Here is a 19,885-nt window from a genome sequence, read left to right as displayed (position 1 = left end):
TCGGGCTCGGGGCGGCTCAAGCGGCCAGGGTGGACCGGGGGTTCCCGTCGGTGGGCGCGGGCCAGGGGTGGCCGTCGTCCGGAGCGGGCCGGGGGTGGCCGTCCGCCGGGGAGGACCAGGAACGGCCGTCCGCCGGAGTGGGCCGGGGCTGGCCGGGGCCGGGGCCGGGGTAGGGAGGTTCGGGGGACGACGGGCCCCGGGCTGCTCGGTCCGGGCGTCTGCTGCGCGGGGTGCGCTGGGGCCACCACAGGACATAGGCGGCGGAGCCGACCGCGAAGGCCAGCCGGATCAGTCCCTGGGTGGAGGCGGACGGAACCAGCAGCGCGCTGCCGTACAGGGAGATCAGCGCGATCCAACTCACCCAGGGCACCAGCCGCCGCTGCCCGATCGAGTCCCAGATCAGCGTGCCGAGCAGGACCGAGGCGTTGTAGTACGTGTACACGCTCGGGTCCAGCACGATCCGCGCGTCGGCGGCGAGCAGCACCACGGCCGCCCAGCGGTTCCGCAGCACCGCGAGCGAGCCGAGGCCGAGGCCGAGCACCATCTGCGCGGGCCGGTCCCACCAGGGGGTGGCCGGGTCGTCCACGCCGAACCAGCGCAGTGACGAGGCCGACTGGTTGGGGATGGTGAACCGGGCGGCGGCCAGGGTCTCCATATGGCTGAGGTAGAAGGGCAGCCAGGCGGCGGCCACCAGCCCGGCGGCCCAGGCGGCGGAGCGCAGCCGGGCGGGGCGGGGCAGGACCAGCAGCAGCGGCAGAAAGCCCACCGCCCAGGGCTTGGAGTCCATGGCGAGCGCCAGGAAGACCCCGACGGCCACGGCGTTGCCCCGCACCAGCGCCCGTACCGCGAACGTGGTGAAGACCAGCGCCAGTACGTCGTCGAGGTGCGCGAACCGCACCGAGACCTCCACCCACATGGGGATGAAGGCGGCCCCGGCCACCAGGACCCGCTGCTGGAGGCGCCGGTGGTTCAGCCCCGTGCCCAGGTTGTGGTCGGCGGCGGCCCGGCCGATCAGGACCAGCAGATACAGGCCGAGCCCCGACATGAGCGCCTCGGCCAGGTTCTCGCCCACGGCCGGGGGGAACGGCGCGAAGAGCCCGGCGGCCAGGAAGCTGACCGGTCCTATCTGGAGTTCGGGATGGTTGGCGTAGAGGGCGAGGCCGCCGCCGGGCACCTGACTGAAGAGCAGTTCCTCACCGGTCTTCAGATAGTGCCAGGACACGGCCCCGTGGCGTTCGGCCACGATGAACCAGGCGACCGTCCACAGGGTCAGCAGCGCATGGTGCCACCGGACCGGAGAGCGCCCGATGCGGCCCACCCGGCCGATCGGACCCACCCGGCCGATCGGACCCACCCGGCCGATCGGGCTCATCCGGCCGACCGGACCGGCACGGCCGGTCGACGCGGCCTTCGCCGTCTGCGCGTTCCGCGCGTTCCGCACGTTCCGTCCTTCCCTCTGCCCGCGTCCGGCGCGGGACGGCCGAGGACGCGGCCACCGTGGATCGCCGCCGGTCCGGCAGGGAGCGGGTCCGGGGCCGTCCGCGTCCAGGGTTCGGTCCGGGTCCGCGGGAGCCGTGGCACCGGTGCGGCTCCCCGCCCGGACGGACGGCCGTTCGGGCCGCCCGGGGGCCGGGAACCGATCGCCGGGGTCTCGGGGCGCCTGTCGCGAATCGCCGGAAGCATAGCGACACGATTGCCGGTTTGCGCAACTATAGGGTCAACTCCGGGCGGGTATGAACGCGCCCGACCCCAGGTGCCGCGCCCCACCGGCCGCCCGGGCGATAATCCGGCCATGGCCGCACCGTCCCCCTTCCCCGCACCGCACCCGGACGGACGGACCCGGCGGCCGCTCGGACCGCCCGGCTTCCGCCGCACCGGATCCGCCACCTCCGCCCGGGCCGCCGCGTGACCCTCCCCGAACCGCACCGGCGCCTGCTCGCCGACGTCCTCGCCGTGGGCGCCCCGTACCCGCTGGTGATCGCGGGCGGGTACGCGGTGCTGGCGCACGGCCTGGTGGACCGGCCCAGCCACGGCATGGACGTCGCCACGGAGAGCGCGGAGCCGATGGCGGACATCGCCGCCGGAGTCCGGGCGGGCCTCACGGAACGGGGCTGGCTCGTCCACTCCACGGAGACGGTCCCCCTCTCGGCCCGGCTGCTGGTCGGCGACCCGGCCGGGGGCGGGGAGACCGAGTTGAACATCCTCAAAGAGGTGTTGTGGCGTCCGCCGGTTCCCACCGGGCTGGGTCCGGTTCTCTCCCTGGAGGACGCCGTGGGGACCAAGGTGCGCGCCCTGGCCGACCGCGGCTTCGCCCGGGACCTCATCGACGTGTACGCCGCCTCGGACCACTGGAGCCGTCCCGAACTGGAGGAACTCGGCCGCCGCCACGCCCGGGACGCCTTCGACCTGACGGACCTACAGGCCCGGCTCAGCGGCATGGAGTGGGTCGACGACCTGGAGTTCGCGGCCTACGGTACCGAGGGCGACGCGCTCACCGGACTCCGCCGCTGGGCCCAGGAGTGGGCGGACGACATCGCCGAACGGCTCGCGGAGTCGGAGGAACCGCCCGAGGGGTGAGGGCCGCCGGGCCTTTCGGCACATCCGCCGCCCTGCGGTCCGGCACCGAGGGCGGGGGCCACGGGGATGTCACGGGGCGGCGTTAGCATCCGCTGCATGACGACTACTGACAACACCGGCAGCACCCCCGGATCCGTCCTCGATGTGCAGATTGACGCCCTTCAGGGCGGTTCCGCCCAGCTGTCCCAGTACGCGGGCACGGCCGTGCTCGTGGTGAACGTGGCCTCCAAGTGCGGACTGACACCGCAGTACGCGGGCCTGGAGCGGCTTCAGGAGCGGTACGCGTCGCAGGGCTTCACCGTGCTCGGGGTCCCCTGCAACCAGTTCCTCGGGCAGGAGCCCGGGAGCGCGGAGGAGATCGCGGAGTTCTGCTCGGCGACCTACGGCGTGACCTTCCCGATGACCGAGAAGGTCGAGGTGAACGGCGACGGGCGGCACGCGCTGTACGAGCGCCTGGTGGGCTTCGCGGATGCCGAGGGGCACAGCGGTGACATCCGCTGGAACTTCGAGAAGTTCCTGATCGGCAAGGACGGCCGGGTCGTCGCCCGGTTCTCGCCGCAGGCCGAGCCGGAGTCGGCGGAGGTCGTGGCAGCCGTGGAGAAGGCACTCGTCTGACCGCTTGCCTCTGCCCCTGCCCCAGCGGCGGAGGGGAACGTCCTGCGTCACCGGGCGGAAGGCGCCCGGTGACGCAGGACGACGGGGTCACGGGGTGAACGTAGGGCAGCTCAGCGGAGTTCCTCCGGGCACGGGGTGCCGCGGGGCAGTTGGTAGGGGGCCGCCAGGCGGTAGACGCCCGCTCGGGGGGCGAGGAGTTCGGTCCACTTGTCGCCCGAGGTGTCCTCGGCCGTCTCCATCAGGCAGCCGTTGACGTTGTCGTACGACTTCCGGGTGCCGTCCGGGCGGTGTTTCGACCCCTGTGTCTCCTGCGGGGGCCTGACGCCCTTGCCCTCCGTGTCGACCAGGCCCAGCCACGGCGAGTACGGGATGCGGATGAGCACCCGGCCCGCCTTCTTCACCTCGATCGTCAGTTCGCCCTGCTCCGCGCGGTCGACGACCGCCGGGGGGTCCGCCAGCGGGACGGGGTCGGTGACGGCGTAGAGCTGCCAGTTGGCGTCGCCCCAGATCTCCCGCAGATAGGGCATGCCCCGCTGCACGAGCTGCCGCTCGCGTTCGCCGCCGTTCCCGTCGGGCTCGTCCTTGGGCAGGACCACGTAGTGCACGGCCCAGCGCTGGAGCCAGGCGTGGTAGTTCGCGGAGTTGAGCGTGTCGTCGTAGAAGAGCGGGTTGCGCTCCATGTCGGCCTGCCGGTTCCAGCCGCGCGCCAGGTTCACATACGGCGCCAGCGCGGAGGCCTCGCGGTGCGAGCGGGCCGGGACGACCTCCACGCGGCCCCGTTCCGCGCCCACCACCTGGAGCTGGTTCACCAGCGGGGCCAGCTCCCGCGCCCAGGACGCCGCCGGGGTGGTGTGGATGATGTCGTCGACCGTCTTGGCGCCGATCCAGACGGTGAACCCGGCGAAGGCGATGACGGTGACGTACCACTTGCGGCTGCGCGGCACCGTGAACGGCAGCGCCGCGACCAGCGCGACCCCCGCGAACAGCATCGCGAGCCGGGTGATGTTCGAGCCGATCTGGGAGCTGATCAGCCACACCAGGAGCACGGACAGCCCGTAGACCGCCGAGGTGATCCGGACCGTCAGCCACTCCTTGGGGACCAGCGCGTAGATCAGGACCGCGTAGAGGAAGGGCAGGATCACCGACGCCCAGGTCATCGGCTGCGTGCCGGAGAAGGGGAACAGCCAGGCGGAGAGGGCCACCACCACGGTCGGGGCGAGGCCGAGGGCCCAGGCGCCCGGGAAGCGCTTCTGGAGGAACAGCGCCGCCGCGACCAGACCCACGAACAGGCCCGCCACCGGGGACGCCATCGTGGCCAGGGCGGCCAGCGGGGCGGCGCACAGGGCCTTCGCCCAGCGTTTGTGGCGCCAGCGGTACGGCCAGCAGAAGACGCAGGCGGTGGCGCCGAGGGCGAACATCGTGCCGAGGCCGAAGGTCACCCGGCCCGAGATGGCGTTGCACAGCAGGGCGAACACCCCGGCCATGGCGGGCCACCAGGGGTCGCGGACCGCACGGCTGCGGATGAGGACCAGCATCAGCAGGCCCGCCGAGACGGTCCCCGCGATCATCATCGTCGTACGGACGCCGAGCACCGACATCAGATACGGCGACACCACGCTGTACGACACCGGGTGCATACCGCCGTACCAGGCCAGGTTGTACGCCGAGTCGGGGTGGCGGCCCACGAACTCCGCCCAGGCGTCCTGTGCGGCCAGGTCGCCGCCACTGTTCGCGAAGGTGAAGAACCAGACGAGGTGCAGCAGCCCGGCGACGGCCGTGACCGTGAGCGCGGGGTGCCTGCGGGCCAGGTCCGCGGCGCGCGTGGAGCGCAGCCGGGTGAGCAGGGCGGACAGGGAGCGGCGCCGGGGGGCCTGCGGGCCGTCCTCGGCGGGGGGCTCGGGGCGGTCGCCGGGGCCGTCGGGGGGCGGGGGCGCGGTCGGCTGCACGGTCGTGTCAGCGGTGGGGCCGGTCGGTGGTATTCGCGGGCCCGCGCTCCGGGCCGGACGAGAGCCCGGATCGGCGTCGTCGGCGTGTGTCCGCTCCGCAGTGGCCACCTGAAGGCACTCCCCGTGTCCCGTTTCCGTTTGTCGCCCCGTGTCCGGTTCCGTTTCCGCCCCGTGTCCGGACACCCGCGAGATGTCCGCCGACGTTCCGCCGGGGTTCTCTCGGAGGTCCGTTCCGGGCCAGGCTCTGCGGCTCGCGGCCTGCCCCGGACCTCGCGACGCTAGCACGCACCCCGCCGACGGACCCCCGGGTGGGGGCCGCCGACGGGGTGCGCCGTGTCACGTCCGGCGGACGGGACGGAGTGCGGGCCGTGGCTCGGACAGGCGTACGGGCCGTAGTCCGGCCTTGAGTGCGGGCCGTGGAGCGGGCTGCGGTGCGGACCGTGGAGCAGGCCGTGGTGCGGACCGCGGAGCGGGTCAGCCCATCCGGGTGAACTTCGCGCCGTAGGCCGGCTCCGCGAGGTCCTTCTGGAGGGCGACCGGGATGGTCACGGCGTGGCTGGAGCCGTCGCCGACCGTCAGCTTGCCGACGACCGTGCCCGCCTTCGCCTCGTGCGGGACCGTGGTGCCGCCGTCGCCGATGGAGAGCTTGGTCCGCAGGCCCGGCCAGCCGATCGCCGTCATGTCGCGGGTGGCGACCACCGGCGTGTGCCCGCCGAGCCGGTCGTCCACATACCCGACGACCTGGCCCTTCTTCACGACCGTCGCGGTGGTGAGGCTCTGCTGGACCTTGTCGATCAGCTTCTGGCTGTTGGTGATCGCCAGCTGGAGGCTGTCCCAGACCTTGCCCGTGTGGGCGTTCTGGTTGAGGACCGCGCCGTAGATCGTCTGCGTCTTGCCGTTGACGACCTTCGTGGCCGCCCACACCAGGTTGCCGCCCGCCGGGGTGGACGAACCCGTCTTCAGACCGATCACGCCGACCTGCTTCACCAGCAGGTCATTGTTGTTGTAGATCGTGCCGGTGAGGCCGGGGACATCCGCCTTGGCCATGCCGACGATGCTGCGGAACACCGGGTTCTGCATGACCTTCTTCGCCAGCTTCAGCTGGTCGACAGCGGTGCTGACGGTCGACTTCTCCAGACCGCTCGGGTCCGTGTACGTGGTGTTCGTCATGCCGAGCTGCTTCGCGGCGGCGTTCATCTTGCCGACGAAGGTCTTGTTGTCCGAGTCCCAGCGGGCCAGCAGCCGCGCCGCGTTGTTCCCGGAGGGGATCATCAGCATCTGGAGCACCTGGCGCTCGGTGAACTGCTGTCCCTTCTTCACGTGCGCCGTCGACTCGTCCTCGTTCTTGGACTCGTCCTCGGCCTGCTGGTCCACGGTGATCTTCGGGCCGCCGTCGTTCCCCTTGAGCGGGTGCTCCTGGAGGGTGACGTACGCCGTCATGATCTTGGTGACGCTGGCGATCGGCTGCGGGGTCTGCTTGCCCTGGACCCCGAGCGGGCCGACGCCCTCCACCTCGATCGCCGACTGCCCCTGACCCGGCCACGGCAGTTCGAGGCTGCCGCCGCCGAAGGTGTACGTCTCGTCGCCGGTGAGCCCGAGCGTCGGGTTCGGGAGCGGACGGACCGCCTGCACGATCGCAAAGATGATCACAAGTAGCGCGGCGAGCGGGGTCCAGATCTTGATCCGCCGCAGCGCCGTGCGGACCGGGGTCTCCGGCGGCGGCGGGGTGTTCGTCAGCTCGGCGAGCAGGTCCAGCGGGGGCTTCGGCGGCAGCGGCTGCTGCGTCGTGCGCTCGGGCCCGACCCGGGGCAGCGCGGCGGTCGCGTCGGCGGGGGCCGCCTGGGCGGACTTGGACTGCGCGGTCTTGGAGTCGGCGGACTTGGAGTCTGCGGTCTTGGAGTCTGCGGTCTTGGAGTCGGCCGCGTTCGACTCCGGGGCCTTCGGCGGGGCGGTCTTCGACGGAGAGGTCTTGGGCTCGTCCAGCGACTTGAGCGCGACGAACTTGCTGGTGCGCTCGGTGTCGGACTCGGGGGCGGGCTTGGACTCGGACTTTCCGGACTTTTCCGACTCGTCTGCCTTGCCTGCCTTATCCGCCTTATCTGACTTCTCGGAAGGCTTGGCGGCGCCGCCGAGCTTCAGCATGGTGGTCGGCTGGTCCACGGCGGGACGGCGCGGAGCCTTGAAGACGGCGGTGGGCTGATCGACATGCTCGTCATCGCCTTCGGAGCCCTCGTCGTCACCGGACTTGGCATCGCCGGACCCGGACTCAGCGGATCCCCCGCCGGGGGAATCCCCGTCAGAGACCTCCGCGTCCGCGTCCTCGCTCTGGCCCTCGTGCGCGTCGGCGTCGGAACCCTTGTCCCCCCGACCCGCCTTGCCCTCGGCGTCGTCAGCAGCACTCTTCGCGTCGGCCTCGGGCTCCGCCCCGGCCTCCGCCTCCGGCGAGTCCGCGTCTACGTCCTCACCCGCGCCCTTGCCCGTGTCGCCGTCAGCGCCCTCGCCCGCGCCCTTGGCCGTGTCGCCGTCAGCGCCCTCGTCCGCGCCCTTGGCCGTGTCGCCGTCCGCGCCTTTGTCCACCGCTCCGGACCCAGACCCGGACTCGGACCCGGCCCCAGCCTCGGCTTCCGCCTCGTCCGCGCTCCGGACCCAGGACGCCAGCGAGGCGCCCGACCGCGCGCCGCCACCCACGGTGGAGCCCTTGTCGGCCGGGGAGGCCTCGTCCGTCGCCGTGGCGGCGGAGTCCCGCAGCTCACGCACGGACAACAGCGCCGTCGCCTGATCGACCCGCGCCTTCTCGCCGGTCGTCGCGCGCCCGGAATCGCGGCCTTCCGCCGCCGGCCCCGGAACCGGGGCCCTGCTCCCCGACGTCGCTTCCGCCGACGACTCGTGCCGCTTCGACCTGTCGGGGGACTCGCCCGCCACCGATGCCTCCTCCTTGCGCCACGCACCCATCGCGGCGCCTTGCCGAACCATGAACCGCCACCCGGGCATCACCGCCCGAACCATGTACCAGTGTCCTGTGTGAGGGATTGACCACTGCGCTAGACGAGAACGACATACCTACCGGTTCCACTACATTCCGGTCACGCACCCTCGACAGACCAATGTGAGAGGGGTCACCCTGTCATTCATCCACGCGGGGAGGCATGGATGGGCAGGAGCCGCAGAACAATTCCGGAGGAGCTTCTGCTGCTGGCACTGGACCCGGCCACGGGTACCACTGCACAGCCGCAGTCGCTCGACCTCGGTCTGGCCGGAGCACAGCTAGTGGAGCTGGCGCTGGCCGGACGGATAGCCCCAGACGGGGATCGTATCGCCGTGGTGGTGCCACGGCCGACTGGAGATCCAACTCTGGACTGTGCGTTGGAGTTGCTGCGCAGGCGCGGCGCTCCGGTACGGGCCGTGCACTGGATCGGCGGGCCGCGTCTCGGGCTGCGCCAAACCTATCTCTCGCATCTGGAGCGGTGCGGCATGGTCCAGGCCGTGCCGGGTCAGATGTGCGGGGTGCTGCCGACGACGCGCTACCAGGCGACGGAGACGGCCATCAGCCGGGAGATCAGGTCCCGGCTGGATTCCGCGATCCGCACCGGCGTGCCGCCGGACCCGCGGACCGCGGCGCTCGCCGCACTGGCCCACGCGGTCGGTCTCGGCAAGCACCTGTACCCGGGCAACGAGGGGCGCTCGTCCCGTTCCCGGCTGCGGGATCTGATCCGGCACGACCCCATGGGCGGCCTCGTGGCACACGCCGTGATGGACGTCCAGAACGGCGCGGCCGCCCAGCCTCGCCGCAACCCGGCCCCGGCCGGCCGCCAGGCCACCGCGGGCAGGACCGCACCGGAGGCCGCCCGCGGTGTTCCGATGCAGCCGCGCCGCGGCTCCATGGCACGCGTCGTGGCCCACTGAGCCGCCGTTCTCCGGCCCGGCGCACCGGCGCCGCCCACAGACCGGTTCGGGAGCCGCAGGCCCGCGCGGGGCGGTGACACCGTGAAGTCCTTCGGGACGCCAGGTGTTCACCGCCCCGCGCGGCCGCATTACCAGGTCCGGGACGGTTCAAGGGCCCCCGGAGACCGAACCCTTGCATATACGGCGCATATCCGCAGTTTCCCAGCGGTAGAAAGCACCTTGGTGGCAATCTGCTCAGCAGCAGATACACAAAGTAGAGGCAGTAGCCGGAGGTGCACGTCCGTGGCGTCGAATGTCAATCCCACTGTCCGACGGCGCCGCCTGGGTCAGGAGTTGCGCCGTCTCCGCGAACTCAAGGGCATGACCGCCGAAGAGGTCGCCGAGCGGCTGCTCGTCTCGCAGTCGAAGATCAGCAGACTGGAGAACGGCCGCCGCAGCATCAGCCAGCGCGACGTCCGCGACCTGTGCGGTGTCTACGAGGTGGAGGACCAGCGGGTCGTCGACTCATTGATGCAGATGGCCAAGGATTCGCGCCAGCAAGGGTGGTGGCATGCCTTCGGCGACATCCCGTACAGCGTCTACATCGGTCTGGAGACGGACGCGGCGAGTCTGCGCGTCTATGAGTCACTGATCGTCCCGGGCCTGCTCCAGACCCGGGACTACGCCCAGGCGGTCATCGAAGGGATGTGGCCCGAGGCCACCGCGAGCGAGATCGACAAGCGCATCCAGATTCGCCTCAAGCGCCAGGACCGCCTCACCGACCCCGTCAACCCGCTGCGCTTCTGGGCGGTGATCGACGAGGCGCTGCTCCGACGCGTGGTCGGGAACCAGCAGATCATGAACGATCAGCTCGAACACCTGGCCAAACTGAGTGAGATGCCGCATGTCACTCTCCAGGTCCTGCCGTACGACGCCGGGGCGCACCCGGGCATGTACGGCAAGTTCGCCATCCTGGAGTTCCAGGACGCGATGGACGCGAGCGTCGTGTACCTGGAGGGCGTCACCAGCGACCTCTATCTGGAGAAGCCGCAGGACGTCCAGAGCTACGCGGTGATGTACGAGCACCTGCGTGCCCAGGCGTTGAGCGCCGAGCAGTCGCGGGACTTCATCTACAAGGTGGCGGAGAGCTACCAGTACCAGCCGTCTGAAAGCCAGAGTCGCGGATAGTACACCTGAAGAAGTAGGCCTGAAAAGATCTCGACGATTGCGCCATCCGGATGAGTGAACGGCTCCTGTGCCAAGCGATGTTGGAGCGTAGCTTCGACGCAGAGCCGCCGGAATTGCCACCCGCGGCTGGGTACATCTGGCACAACCATCGGAGTAACTATGCTGAATCGGCAAGGCGCGCTGACGAATTGGACCAAGTCCTCGTACTCGGCCGTGAACGGTGACTGCGTAGAGGTCAAGGCACAAACAAGCAGCAGCTCGATCGCCGTCCGCGACTCGAAGGCACTACAGCGCCCGGCCCTCGGCTTTGCCGGGGAGGCCTGGTCGGCATTCGTCCTCGACGTATGCCGTGGGCAGGACTGACGAGCTACGCCAACCAGGTCGCCCCGCAGCGGGAATCAGGCCCTCTCGACCGGTCCGCCGTCCTGGCCGAGGGGGCTGATCGCTGTCCGGCTGTCCTAGAAGTCCTCGATGAGACGGCGCGTCTTCAGCGTGATCGGATCGTCCGCTCCCAGGACACGCTCACACAGCGGCAGATTCCGGCGGGCGAGTTCTTCTGCCTCGGCCCGCTCCCCCGCGGCGGCGAGTGAGCCCGCCAGGCTGATGCGGTTCTCCAGCACATAGGGGTGGGCGGCTCCGAGTGCCCCTTCCTGCCCCTCGACCACCCTGCGTCCGTGTGCAATGGACTCGGCGAGGAGACCGCGCTTCTCAAGGATCCAGCTCAGCAGGGTCGCGGCGGAAAGAGTCAACGGGTGCTCGGGCCCGTGCAGGCGTTCACGATCCGCCAGGGCCCGGCGGGCGGCACTCTCCGCCTGCTCCCATCTGCCGAGGCGGAAGAGGCCGTAGGCGTAGTTGTGACGAGCGGTCACGGTGGTGAAGGAGTCGCCGATGACCTCTTCGCAGGTCGCGACCGTCGTCGGCCCCACCCTGTCGAATTCGTCGACATCGCCGGATCCCGCCAGGTGCTCGATGACGAGGGCCCGCGCGTGAAGGGTGTCGGGGTGATGGGGCCCCAGAACTCTGGCCCGGATCTCCTCCGTCTCGTTCAGCGCCCGCACGGCTTCATCGACCCTCTGCATCTGGCTCAACGGCCCGCTGATTTCCTGAAGGCTCTCAAGGGTCTCGGGGTCGTCCGGGCCGAGGATCCGCCGCCGGCCCTCAATGACCTGTCGGTACAGAGCCTCGGATTCCACGAATCGGCCCTGCCGGAACAAGGCCGCGGCCAGCCGGTGCTGTGCGCGGAAGCCCGCCGGGTTGTCAGATCCCAGTAGTTCCGCAGACCGCTCCGCTGCCTTCTCGGCAAGGGAGAAGGCGGCTTCGTAGTCCCCGCTGTTGTGCAGATGACCCGCCAGGCAGCTGGCCACGTCGACCGCCGTCCGGGCGGAGGCCCCGTCCTGGACTCGTCGCAGCAGCGTCGCGGCATGAGGCACGAGTCGCTCGACTCCGCGCGACGGCGCCAGCCCACGCAGGGGCGCCGGTACCGCCTCGTCGAGGATGCGCCCGGCCGATTCGGCGACACGCGCTCGCTGATTCCGAGGCATCGCGGTGTACACGCTGTCCAGCAGGACTCCGTGCGCCTGGACGCACCGCACGACGTCCCCTTCTTCTTGCCAGCTCACGAGTGAGGCCAGGGAGTGGTCGAGCAGTCCTCGCAGAGCCGCTTCCATGCGGTCCTGGGGCAGCGGCGGATCGAGAGCAGGCAGATCTGCCACCCCCACACTGCCGGGGTGGAGCAGCGACAGGGGCACCGGATCCGAACTCCAGCAGCTCAACAGCCGGATCAGTGTGATCGATTCAGGGACACCTGCCTGTGCGAGGGTGCTCAGGGACAGTTGCCAGGTCTTGCTCACCAACTGCCGGGAATCCCCATCGCCGCCACCGGCTGACGCCCCTCGGTCGATCATTTCGATGGGACTCTCGTCAAGCTTTCGCTGGTAGTCGCTCATGGACCAGTTCTCCAGGAGTTGACTGGACAGAAAGGACCCCGCCAGCGTCAGGGCGAGGGGAAGGCATTCGAGCCGTCGAGCCATGGCTTCGGCGTCTGCGCCGGTACCGGAGGCTGGGGCGAGATCACGCAGCACGCGAGCCGCATCCTCCAGCGGAAGCAGGCCCACGGAGTGCAGTTCGGCATTGCTCCACGCCTGCGATGTGCCCTGCCGTGTCGTGACGACGACGGTGCCCCGAGGGCTTGAGCGCAGCCATGAGCCGTCCTCGAGCGCGGAGGGATCGTCGGCGTTGTCCAGAACCAGGATCCACGGCTGGGGCGAGGCATCCAGATAGTGCCAGACGAGGTCCGCGGCGGCTCGCTGTCCGGCGTACGCGGAGACCAGCTCCACTGTCTGGGCACCGCGGTCGGCCGCAACGGCGAGCATCCCCGCCCGGAGAGTCGCCCGATCGGCGGCGTTGACCCACAGGCCGACGCATCGGGCTTCGCGTGTCGCGGTCTTGAAGAGTTCGTAGGCGATCGCCGTCTTGCCGCAGCCGCCCATGCCGTGCAGGACATGCACTTCGCCGCTCACGGCCTCAGCGGCGGCCGACAATCTGCGCATGAGGTCGCGCCGGTCTCGCAGGATGCGAGGTACCCGTCCGACGACCGGCGTCCGAACCGAGTCGGGGGCGGGCAGATCCACCCCCGGCGAACCCGGCTGCGCACGCACGACCGTGCGCGGCAGGGAAGGCTCGAAGACGAGCTCTTCCGGTGAGAGGTAGTGGTGGTGATGTTCGGTGATGTACTGGTCCCCCGTGGACTGGTAGATGCGGCCCTGTCCCGAGGCCCGTCCGTGCACACGATTCTCGGCGTGCCGCCGCTCGTCGCTCACCGCTCGGTGATGTGCTGATCGCGTCCCGCTTGGTAGACGCGCCCACTGCCGGAAGCCCGGGCACGCATCTGCACCGCGCTCGGAGCCTGGGGAGTCGTGGGGGCGAGATCGGCAATGATCTGTCGCAGATCGTCGGCGGCCTCCGGGTGCTCACGCAGAAGGCGTCGAAGACGGCCGGCCCACTCGTCACCCAGTTCCTGTACTGCCGTCTCGTCACCGGACTGCCGGGCGCGGAGCAGTTCCTCCCGTGTCGCTTCCAATTCACCCTCGACAGTGTCAGCACGTGCTGGGCTGACCCGGCGCCACACCGCCGAAAGACCGTCCCGGGCTCTTTCCCACGCCTCCGTGGCCATCAGCGTCACCACAGTGGCTCCCGCGGAGCGAGCCAGGTCCATCAGCTGAGCTTCCATCCACGTCCCCCTGCTCCATCGGCAGTGTCGGCTCATTGCCAACTCCACACGATAGGTGGGCCGAAGGGTGGTGTCAGGCACTCATCCCCGGATGGGAACCGTGCGCGACCGCGGTCTGGTCAGGCCGGAGCGGGCGGCCGTGATCGAGAGGGTGAACACGGATGAGGGCGGTGGGGACGCGGTGCCCGCCCCGGGTGCGGAGGGCACCGGCGGGACGAGCGGCCAGTCCTTGCGAGGTGTGGCACGGCAGTCTCTACGCCCGCGGGTAGCGCTCCAGCCAGGCCGGGGAGGAGGTGGCGGGGCCGTGCAGGGTGGGGCCCTGGGTCATTTCCAGGGCGAAGTCGTCGGCCAGGACCAGCATCGTGGGGCGGCCCTCCAGTTCGGCCACCCAGGCCGGGGGCAGGGAGGTCTCGCCGTGCAGGGCTCCGAGGAGGGCGCCCGTCAGCGCTGCCGCGGCCGACGACGGGCCGCCGTGGTTCACCGCGAGGGACAGCGCGTGGCGTACGTCCTCGCCCACCAGCGCGCAGTACACGGCGACCGCCAGGGCTCCGTCCGCGGTGCCCTCGCCGGACAGTTCCTCGATCCGTTCGGGTGTGGGCATGCCCTGCCGTACGGCACCCAGGGCGCGTTGCAGCGCGTCCGCGACCGGCTGCCGGCCCGGGCAGGCGGCCAGCAGCGCCAGCGCCCGCTGTACGGCCGCGTCCAGGATCTCCCCGCGGGCCAGGGCGTGCACGATCACGGCGTGGGCGCCCGCGGCGAGATACGCGGTGGGGTGCCCGTGCGTCTGGACCGCGCACTCGATGGCGAGCTGGAACACCAACTGCGGCTCCCAGCCCACCAGCAGCCCGAAGGGCGCGGAGCGGACCGCCGCCTCGGGGCCCTGTTCGCCGGGATTCTTGGGCGCCTCCAGGGTGCCGAGGGTGCCGTCGCCGAAGCCCAGCAGACAGGCCCGGGCCGGGGAGCGGCGGGCGTAGAGCCACTCCTCGCGGGCCAGCCAGCCGTCCTCCGCGCGGCGTTCGTCGGGCCCCCAGTCGTGCTGGGTCGCCGCCCAGCGCAGATAGGCCCGGTGCAGATCGGTCGGCGGATGCCAGGCGCCGGTGTCCCGGCGGACCTGGGCGCGGATCAGCCCGTCGACGGAGAACAGGGTGAGCTGGGTGAGCTGGGTGACCGCGCCGCGGCCGCCCTGGGCGGGGGCGAGGTCCAGGAGGCCCTCGGGCCCGTGCTCCCGGCGGATCTCCTCCAGGGGCAGCCCGTCGACCGGTGCGCCCAGCGCGTCGCCGACGGCCGCGCCGAGCAGCGTCCCGCGCACCCGGCTGCGGAAGTCCTGCTGCTCGGTGCGGCCCCAGACGGCACCGGCCGTCGCAGCCATCCCAGGCCTCCTCACCGTCCCGCCCGTACGTCCGATGCGCAGCACTGTAATCGAACGCAGAGGATCGGTCGGGGGCCCAGGACCGTCATGCACACCACACTTCGGTGACCGCCCGAAAATGATCTAGGAGCGGCCGGAAGCCCTCTCCATAGTGGGATCATGGCCGAAACCAGAACCCCCCGCTCCCTGCCCGCCCTTCCGCTCGCCGCCACCGCCCTCGTCGGCACCGTCGCCCTGTACATCGCACTCGTCGCGTTCGGGAACATCACGGACTTCGGGACCAATCAGCAGTTCGTCCGGCATGTCCTGGCGATGGACACCACCTTCAAGGACGACGACCTGATGTGGCGGGCGGTCACCTCCCGCGCGCTCCAGGACTGCGCCTATGTCGCGATCATCGTCTGGGAGACGCTGGCCGCGCTGGTCCTGATCGCGGCGACCTGGCTGTGGGCCCGGCGCCACCCGGATGCCCGGCGGTGGTCCACCATCGGTCTGGCGATGCTTCTGGTGCTGTTCGGCGCGGGCTTCATCGCGATAGGCGGGGAATGGTTCGCGATGTGGCAGTCCAAGTCCTGGAACGGTCTGGACGCGGCCACCCGCATCATCGTGCTGACCGGTGTGGTCCTGCTGGTGACCCATCTGCCGGGAGCGGCCCGGGAAGAGGGCTGATCTCCGCCCCCCTCCTCCCGGACCGGGACCCCTCGGCCGCCGGGGCCCTCAGTCCAGGACCGGCAGCAGGTCGGGCAGATGGCCGTCCGAGGCCGCCGCCGTGCGCACGCGTTCCTCCGGGACCTCGCCGTAGAGCGTCGTACGGGGCTTCGCCGGGCGGCCCGCCGCCTCCGCGACCGCCACCAGATCCCGTACCGACTTGTAGGAGCCGTAGGAGGAGCCCGCCATCCGTGAGATGGTCTCCTCCATCAGGGTGCCGCCCAGGTCGTTCGCGCCCGACCGCAGCATCTCCGCCGCGCCCTCGGTCCCCAGTTTCACCCAGCTGGTCTGGATGTTGGGGATATGGGGGTGGAGCAGCAGCCGCGCCATCGCCACCACCGCCCGGTTGTCCCGCAGGGTCGGGCCCGGGCGGGCGATGCCCGCCAGATAGACCGGGGCGTTGGTGTGGATGAAGGGGAGGGTGACGAACTCCGTGAAACCGCCCGTCTGCTGCTGGATCCGGGCGAGGGTGCGGAAGTGGCCGAGCCAGTGGCGGGGCTGGTCCACATGGCCGTACATCATCGTGGAGGAGGACCGGATGCCCAGCTCATGGGCGGTGGTGACGACCTCGATCCAGGTGGCCGCGGGCAGTTTGCCCTTGGTGAGCACCCAGCGGACCTCGTCGTCCAGGATCTCCGCGGCCGTGCCGGGGATGGTGTCGAGGCCCGCCTCCTTGGCCGCCGTCAGCCACTCGCGGATCGACAGTCCGGTGCGGGTGGCGCCGTTCACCACCTCCATGGGGGAGAACGCGTGCACATGCATGCCGGGGACCCGGTCCTTCACCGCCTTGGCGATGTCGAAGTAGGCCGTGCCCGGCAGGTCGGGGTGGATGCCGCCCTGCATGCACACCTCCACCGCGCCCACCTCCCACGCCTGCTGGGCCCGGTCGGCGACCTGCTCCAGCGACAGGGTGTAGGCGTCGGCGTCCGTGCGGCGCTGGGCGAAGGCGCAGAACCGGCAGCCGGTGTAGCAGACATTGGTGAAGTTGATGTTCCGGGTGACGATGTAGGTGACGTCGTCGCCCACCGCCGCCCTGCGGACGTCGTCCGCGATCCGGCACACCGCGTCCAGCGCGGGACCGTCCGCGTGCAGCAGCGCCAGGGCCTCGGCGTCCGTCAGACGGGTGGGGTCGTCCGCCGCCGTGCGCAGCGCCGCCCGTACGTCCGCGTCGATGCGCTCCGGTGCCATGCCGGGCGCGGCGGCCTCCCGCAGCGCCTCCCAGTCGCCGTACACCTCGTCGAAGTCGTCCCGGCGGTCGCCGGTGCGGCCGTCGGTGTCGATGGTGCGGTGCAGATCGGTGCGTCCTGAGGAGGAGAACACCTCCTCCGGCTCCTGCCAGGGGTGCCCCTCGACCACCGCGTCGGGCCGGGCGAGACCGGTCTCCGGGTCGGCGAGGGCCGCCACATGCGGCCGCAGCCGGGGGTCGAGCCAGGGCTCCCCGCGCCGCACGAACTCCGGGTAGACGCAGAGCCGTTCGCGCAGCTCGAAACCGGCCGCCGCGGAGTGCTCCCGCAGCCGTTCGATGCCCGGCCAGGGCCGCTCGGGGTTGACGTGGTCGATGGTCAGCGGGGACACCCCGCCCCAGTCGTCGATGCCCGCGCCGATGAGCCGCTCGTACTCGCCGTCCACCAGGTTCGGCGGGGCCTGGAGGCAGGCGCTCGGGCCCATGATGTGCCGGGCCACCGCCACCGTCGCGACCAGTTCGTCCAGTTCCGCGTCCGGCATCCCGCGCATCGCGGTGTCCGGCTTGGCGCGGAAGTTCTGGATGATCAGCTCCTGGACGCCGTGGTACGCCCGCGCCACCTTCCGCAGCGCGAACAGCGACTCGGCGCGCTCCTCGTGGGACTCCCCGATCCCGATCAGCAGCCCGGAGGTGAAGGGCACCGAGGAGCGGCCCGCGTCCTCCAGGACCCGCAGCCGCACCGCCGGCTCCTTGTCCGGGGAGCCGTAGTGGGGTCCGCCGGGCTCGGACCACAGCCGCCGGGCCGTGGTCTCCAGCATCATCCCCATCGAGGGCGCCACCGGCTTCAGCCGCTGGAAGTCCGTCCAGGACATCACGCCCGGGTTGAGGTGGGGCAGCAGGCCCGTCTCCTCCAGGATCCGGATGGAGATGGCCCGTACGTAGGCGATCGTGTCGTCGTAGCCGTGCGCGTCCAGCCACTCGCGGGCCTCGGGCCAGCGGTCCTCCGGCTTGTCGCCGAGGGTGATCAGGGCTTCCTTGCAGCCGAGCGCGGCGCCCTTGCGGGCGATGTCGAGGACCTCGTCCGGCGACATGAACATCCCGTGCCCGGCCCGGCGCAGCTTGCCGGGGACCGTCACAAAGGTGCAGTAGTGGCACTTGTCGCGGCACAGCCGGGTCAGCGGGACGAAGACGCTCTTGGAGTACGTGATGACGCCGGGCCGGCCCGCCGCCGCGAGGCCCGCGTCCCGGACCCGGGCGGCGGACGCCGCGAGGTCCTCCAGGTCCGCGCCGCGGGCCTGGAGCAGCACCGCGGCCTCGGCGACATCGAGCGCGACACCGTCACGGGCGCGTTTGAGAGCGCGACGCATGGAGTTCTCGGTGGGGCCGGTTCCGGAGGTCGCGGAAGTCGTCATCCTCCGAGCATACGTTTGCCGTGATCGGCCCGGGGAGGGCGGACGGGGGCGCCCGTGGGGGCCGGTCGCGGCACCGGATGTTCCGCCGGGGCGCGGCTGGGGATCGGCTTGCCGTGCACGGGAGTTCACGGCGCGGGACCACACTGGAAGGGTCCACTCCTGCCCGTCCCCCGTCATTCCGGCACGTTGGGAGCAGCAGCATGTGCGAGGACGACCACGGCATCGGCAGACGCGCCCTGTTCGTGACGGGTGCGGCCGCCGCGCTTACGTTGGGAACCGTGAGCTTCTCCCACGGTCCCGCCGCCGAGGCGGCCGACAACCAGGAGACGAGGACGGTGCGCGGCACTCTGCCGCCCGGCTCCGCCGACTTCGTCCACCTTCCCGTCGACGTCCCCGCGGGCGTCCGGGAGATCAAGGTCGCCTACACCTACGACAGGCCGTCCGTCCCGGCCGGCACCCCGGGCAACGCCCTCGACATCGGCCTCTTCGACGAGCGCGGCACCGAGCTGGGCGGCCGGGGCTTCCGCGGCTGGTCCGGCGGCGCGCGCACCGAGTTCTTCGTCCGCGCCGACGACGCGACCCCCGGCTATCTCCCCGGCCCGCTGCACCCCGGCACCTGGCACATCGCGCTGGGCCCCTACACGGTGGCACCGGAGGGCCTCTCCTACGAGATCACCGTCACCCTCACCTACGGCGTCCAGGGCACCACCCCGGTGCCCGGGTATCCGCCGTCCCGGGCCAAGGGGCGGGGGCGCGCCTGGTACCGGGGCGACTGCCATATGCACTCCTGGTACTCCGACGGCCGCCGCACCCCCGCCGAGATCGCGGCGCTGGCCCGGGCCGCGGGCCTCGACTTCATCAACTCCTCCGAGCACAACACCACGTCCTCGCACGCCCACTGGGCCGATCTGGCGGGCGACGATCTGCTGATCATGCTCGGCGAGGAGGTGACCACCCGCAACGGGCATGTGCTGGCGCTGGGCACCGACCCGGGCACCTTCATCGACTGGCGCTACCGGGCGCGGGACAACCGCTGGGCCCGCTTCGCCCAGCAGATCCACCGGGCGGGCGGCCTGGTGGTGCCCGCCCATCCGCACGCCACCTGCGTCGGCTGCGGCTGGAAGTTCGGCTTCGCGGAGGCCGACGCGGTGGAGGTGTGGAACGGGCCCTTCACCCCGGACGACGAGGCGACGCTCGCGGAGTGGGACAACACCCTGGTGGCGTCGGTCCGCGCGGGGCACGGGCGCTGGCTCCCGGCGATGGGCAACAGCGACGCCCACCGGTCCCCCGACGCGATCGGCGCCCCGCAGACGGTGGTCCTCGCCGACGATCTGACCCGGGAGGCCATCCAGGAGGGCATCCGGGCGGGCCGCTCCTATGTCGCCGAGTCCAGGAACGTCTCGCTGGACTTCACCGCCTCGGGCGGCCGGGGCGAGCACGCGGGGATCGGGGAGCGGCTGCGGACGGATCCCGGCACCCCGGTCACCGTCCGGCTGAAGGCGCGGGGCGCGCCCCGCTGCACGGTCCGTTTCGTCACCGACCAGGGGGTGCTGTTCACCAGCGATCCGCTGCCGGTGGCCGGGGCGGGCACGGTGGAGTGGCGCACGACCGCCTCCTACGCGGCCTACGTGCGGGCGGAGCTGCGGCACGAGGCGGCGGCGGGGCCGGTGCCGGGCGTGATGGCCGCGTTCACCAACCCCATCTTCCTGGGGCGTTCGTAGGCCACGGGGGTGTAGACCACCAGGGGGCGCGCCCGTGCCTTGCGCGCCCCCGAAC

The 19,885-nt window shown here is 71.4% G+C and carries 14 protein-coding genes; 7 read left to right on the top strand and 7 right to left on the bottom strand.

Going from position 1 to position 19,885, the window contains the following annotated elements; genetic code table 11:
- Positions 1 to 16 precede the first annotated feature (16 nt).
- Complete coding sequence (locus tag ACIHAA_RS10665) at positions 17 to 1,372, bottom strand: hypothetical protein (RefSeq protein WP_399815464.1); 1,356 nt, start codon at positions 1,370 to 1,372, stop codon at positions 17 to 19.
- Between the two features lie 533 nt (positions 1,373 to 1,905).
- On the opposite strand from ACIHAA_RS10665, the gene ACIHAA_RS10660 reads away from it, so the two are divergent.
- Positions 1,906 to 2,577, top strand: a complete 672-nt coding sequence (locus ACIHAA_RS10660; RefSeq protein ID WP_399815392.1) for a nucleotidyl transferase AbiEii/AbiGii toxin family protein — start codon at positions 1,906 to 1,908, stop codon at positions 2,575 to 2,577.
- Between the two features lie 96 nt (positions 2,578 to 2,673).
- Positions 2,674 to 3,192 carry a glutathione peroxidase gene (locus ACIHAA_RS10655; RefSeq protein ID WP_399815391.1) on the top strand — a complete coding sequence of 173 codons (519 nt, stop codon included), beginning with the start codon at positions 2,674 to 2,676 and terminating at the stop codon, positions 3,190 to 3,192.
- 110 nt (positions 3,193 to 3,302) lie between these two features.
- Here the strand turns inward: ACIHAA_RS10655 and ACIHAA_RS10650 are convergent, their stop codons facing one another.
- Both ACIHAA_RS10650 and ACIHAA_RS10645 read right to left on the bottom strand, forming a co-directional pair.
- Positions 3,303 to 5,246 (bottom strand): MFS transporter, encoded by a 1,944-nt coding sequence (locus ACIHAA_RS10650; RefSeq protein WP_399815389.1) that lies wholly within the window; start codon positions 5,244 to 5,246, stop codon positions 3,303 to 3,305.
- Between the two features lie 366 nt (positions 5,247 to 5,612).
- Positions 5,613 to 8,111: a serine hydrolase gene (locus tag ACIHAA_RS10645; protein WP_399815388.1), complete on the bottom strand. Its 2,499-nt coding sequence runs from the start codon at positions 8,109 to 8,111 to the stop codon at positions 5,613 to 5,615.
- Between the two features lie 177 nt (positions 8,112 to 8,288).
- Here ACIHAA_RS10645 and ACIHAA_RS10640 point away from each other — a divergent pair, with 177 nt between their 5' ends.
- From ACIHAA_RS10640 to ACIHAA_RS10630, 3 genes are all read left to right on the top strand, one after another.
- Complete coding sequence (locus tag ACIHAA_RS10640; protein ID WP_399815386.1) at positions 8,289 to 9,041, top strand: GPP34 family phosphoprotein; 753 nt, start codon at positions 8,289 to 8,291, stop codon at positions 9,039 to 9,041.
- A 282-nt stretch (positions 9,042 to 9,323) separates the two neighbouring features.
- On the top strand, positions 9,324 to 10,208 hold the full coding sequence (locus tag ACIHAA_RS10635; protein ID WP_399815384.1) for a helix-turn-helix domain-containing protein: 885 nt from the start codon (positions 9,324 to 9,326) through the stop codon (positions 10,206 to 10,208).
- 159 nt (positions 10,209 to 10,367) lie between these two features.
- Positions 10,368 to 10,571, top strand: a complete 204-nt coding sequence (locus ACIHAA_RS10630; protein ID WP_399815382.1) for a DUF397 domain-containing protein — start codon at positions 10,368 to 10,370, stop codon at positions 10,569 to 10,571.
- A gap of 95 nt (positions 10,572 to 10,666) precedes the next feature.
- Here the strand turns inward: ACIHAA_RS10630 and ACIHAA_RS10625 are convergent, their stop codons facing one another.
- From ACIHAA_RS10625 to ACIHAA_RS10615, 3 genes are all read right to left on the bottom strand, one after another.
- A complete protein-coding gene (locus ACIHAA_RS10625; protein ID WP_399815380.1) occupies positions 10,667 to 13,027 on the bottom strand; it encodes a tetratricopeptide repeat protein in 2,361 nt (786 codons plus the stop codon).
- Positions 13,024 to 13,437: a hypothetical protein gene (locus ACIHAA_RS10620; protein ID WP_399815378.1), complete on the bottom strand. Its 414-nt coding sequence runs from the start codon at positions 13,435 to 13,437 to the stop codon at positions 13,024 to 13,026. The genes ACIHAA_RS10625 and ACIHAA_RS10620 overlap by 4 nt, the downstream gene beginning before the upstream one ends.
- 253 nt (positions 13,438 to 13,690) lie before the next feature.
- Positions 13,691 to 14,806: an ADP-ribosylglycohydrolase family protein gene (locus ACIHAA_RS10615; protein ID WP_399815376.1), complete on the bottom strand. Its 1,116-nt coding sequence runs from the start codon at positions 14,804 to 14,806 to the stop codon at positions 13,691 to 13,693.
- Positions 14,807 to 14,965: 159 nt separating this feature from the next.
- On the opposite strand from ACIHAA_RS10615, the gene ACIHAA_RS10610 reads away from it, so the two are divergent.
- Positions 14,966 to 15,475, top strand: a complete 510-nt coding sequence (locus tag ACIHAA_RS10610) for a DUF2165 domain-containing protein (RefSeq protein WP_399815374.1) — start codon at positions 14,966 to 14,968, stop codon at positions 15,473 to 15,475.
- Positions 15,476 to 15,523: 48 nt separating this feature from the next.
- Here ACIHAA_RS10610 and ACIHAA_RS10605 read toward each other — a convergent pair whose 3' ends face one another.
- Positions 15,524 to 18,109, bottom strand: a complete 2,586-nt coding sequence (locus tag ACIHAA_RS10605) for a bifunctional FO biosynthesis protein CofGH (protein ID WP_399815372.1) — start codon at positions 18,107 to 18,109, stop codon at positions 15,524 to 15,526.
- 200 nt (positions 18,110 to 18,309) lie between these two features.
- On the opposite strand from ACIHAA_RS10605, the gene ACIHAA_RS10600 reads away from it, so the two are divergent.
- Positions 18,310 to 19,830 (top strand): CehA/McbA family metallohydrolase, encoded by a 1,521-nt coding sequence (locus ACIHAA_RS10600; RefSeq protein ID WP_399815370.1) that lies wholly within the window; start codon positions 18,310 to 18,312, stop codon positions 19,828 to 19,830.
- Positions 19,831 to 19,885: the final 55 nt, after the last annotated feature.

Source organism: Streptomyces sp. NPDC052040 (assembly GCF_044548405.1).
Lineage (GTDB): Bacteria > Actinomycetota > Actinomycetes > Streptomycetales > Streptomycetaceae > Streptomyces.
This window is presented reverse-complemented; position numbering and strand designations above follow the sequence as displayed.

Coding starts and splice junctions, on each gene's coding strand:
- ACIHAA_RS10665 (WP_399815464.1), bottom strand. CDS start 1,372: ATGAGCCCGATCGGCCGGGTGGGTCCGATCGGCCGGGTGGGTCCGATC.
- ACIHAA_RS10655 (WP_399815391.1), top strand. CDS start 2,674: ATGACGACTACTGACAACACCGGCAGCACCCCCGGATCCGTCCTCGAT.
- ACIHAA_RS10610 (WP_399815374.1), top strand. CDS start 14,966: ATGGCCGAAACCAGAACCCCCCGCTCCCTGCCCGCCCTTCCGCTCGCC.
- ACIHAA_RS10640 (WP_399815386.1), top strand. CDS start 8,289: ATGGGCAGGAGCCGCAGAACAATTCCGGAGGAGCTTCTGCTGCTGGCA.
- ACIHAA_RS10630 (WP_399815382.1), top strand. CDS start 10,368: ATGCTGAATCGGCAAGGCGCGCTGACGAATTGGACCAAGTCCTCGTAC.
- ACIHAA_RS10645 (WP_399815388.1), bottom strand. CDS start 8,111: ATGGTTCGGCAAGGCGCCGCGATGGGTGCGTGGCGCAAGGAGGAGGCA.
- ACIHAA_RS10615 (WP_399815376.1), bottom strand. CDS start 14,806: ATGGCTGCGACGGCCGGTGCCGTCTGGGGCCGCACCGAGCAGCAGGAC.
- ACIHAA_RS10620 (WP_399815378.1), bottom strand. CDS start 13,437: ATGGAAGCTCAGCTGATGGACCTGGCTCGCTCCGCGGGAGCCACTGTG.
- ACIHAA_RS10600 (WP_399815370.1), top strand. CDS start 18,310: ATGTGCGAGGACGACCACGGCATCGGCAGACGCGCCCTGTTCGTGACG.
- ACIHAA_RS10605 (WP_399815372.1), bottom strand. CDS start 18,109: ATGACGACTTCCGCGACCTCCGGAACCGGCCCCACCGAGAACTCCATG.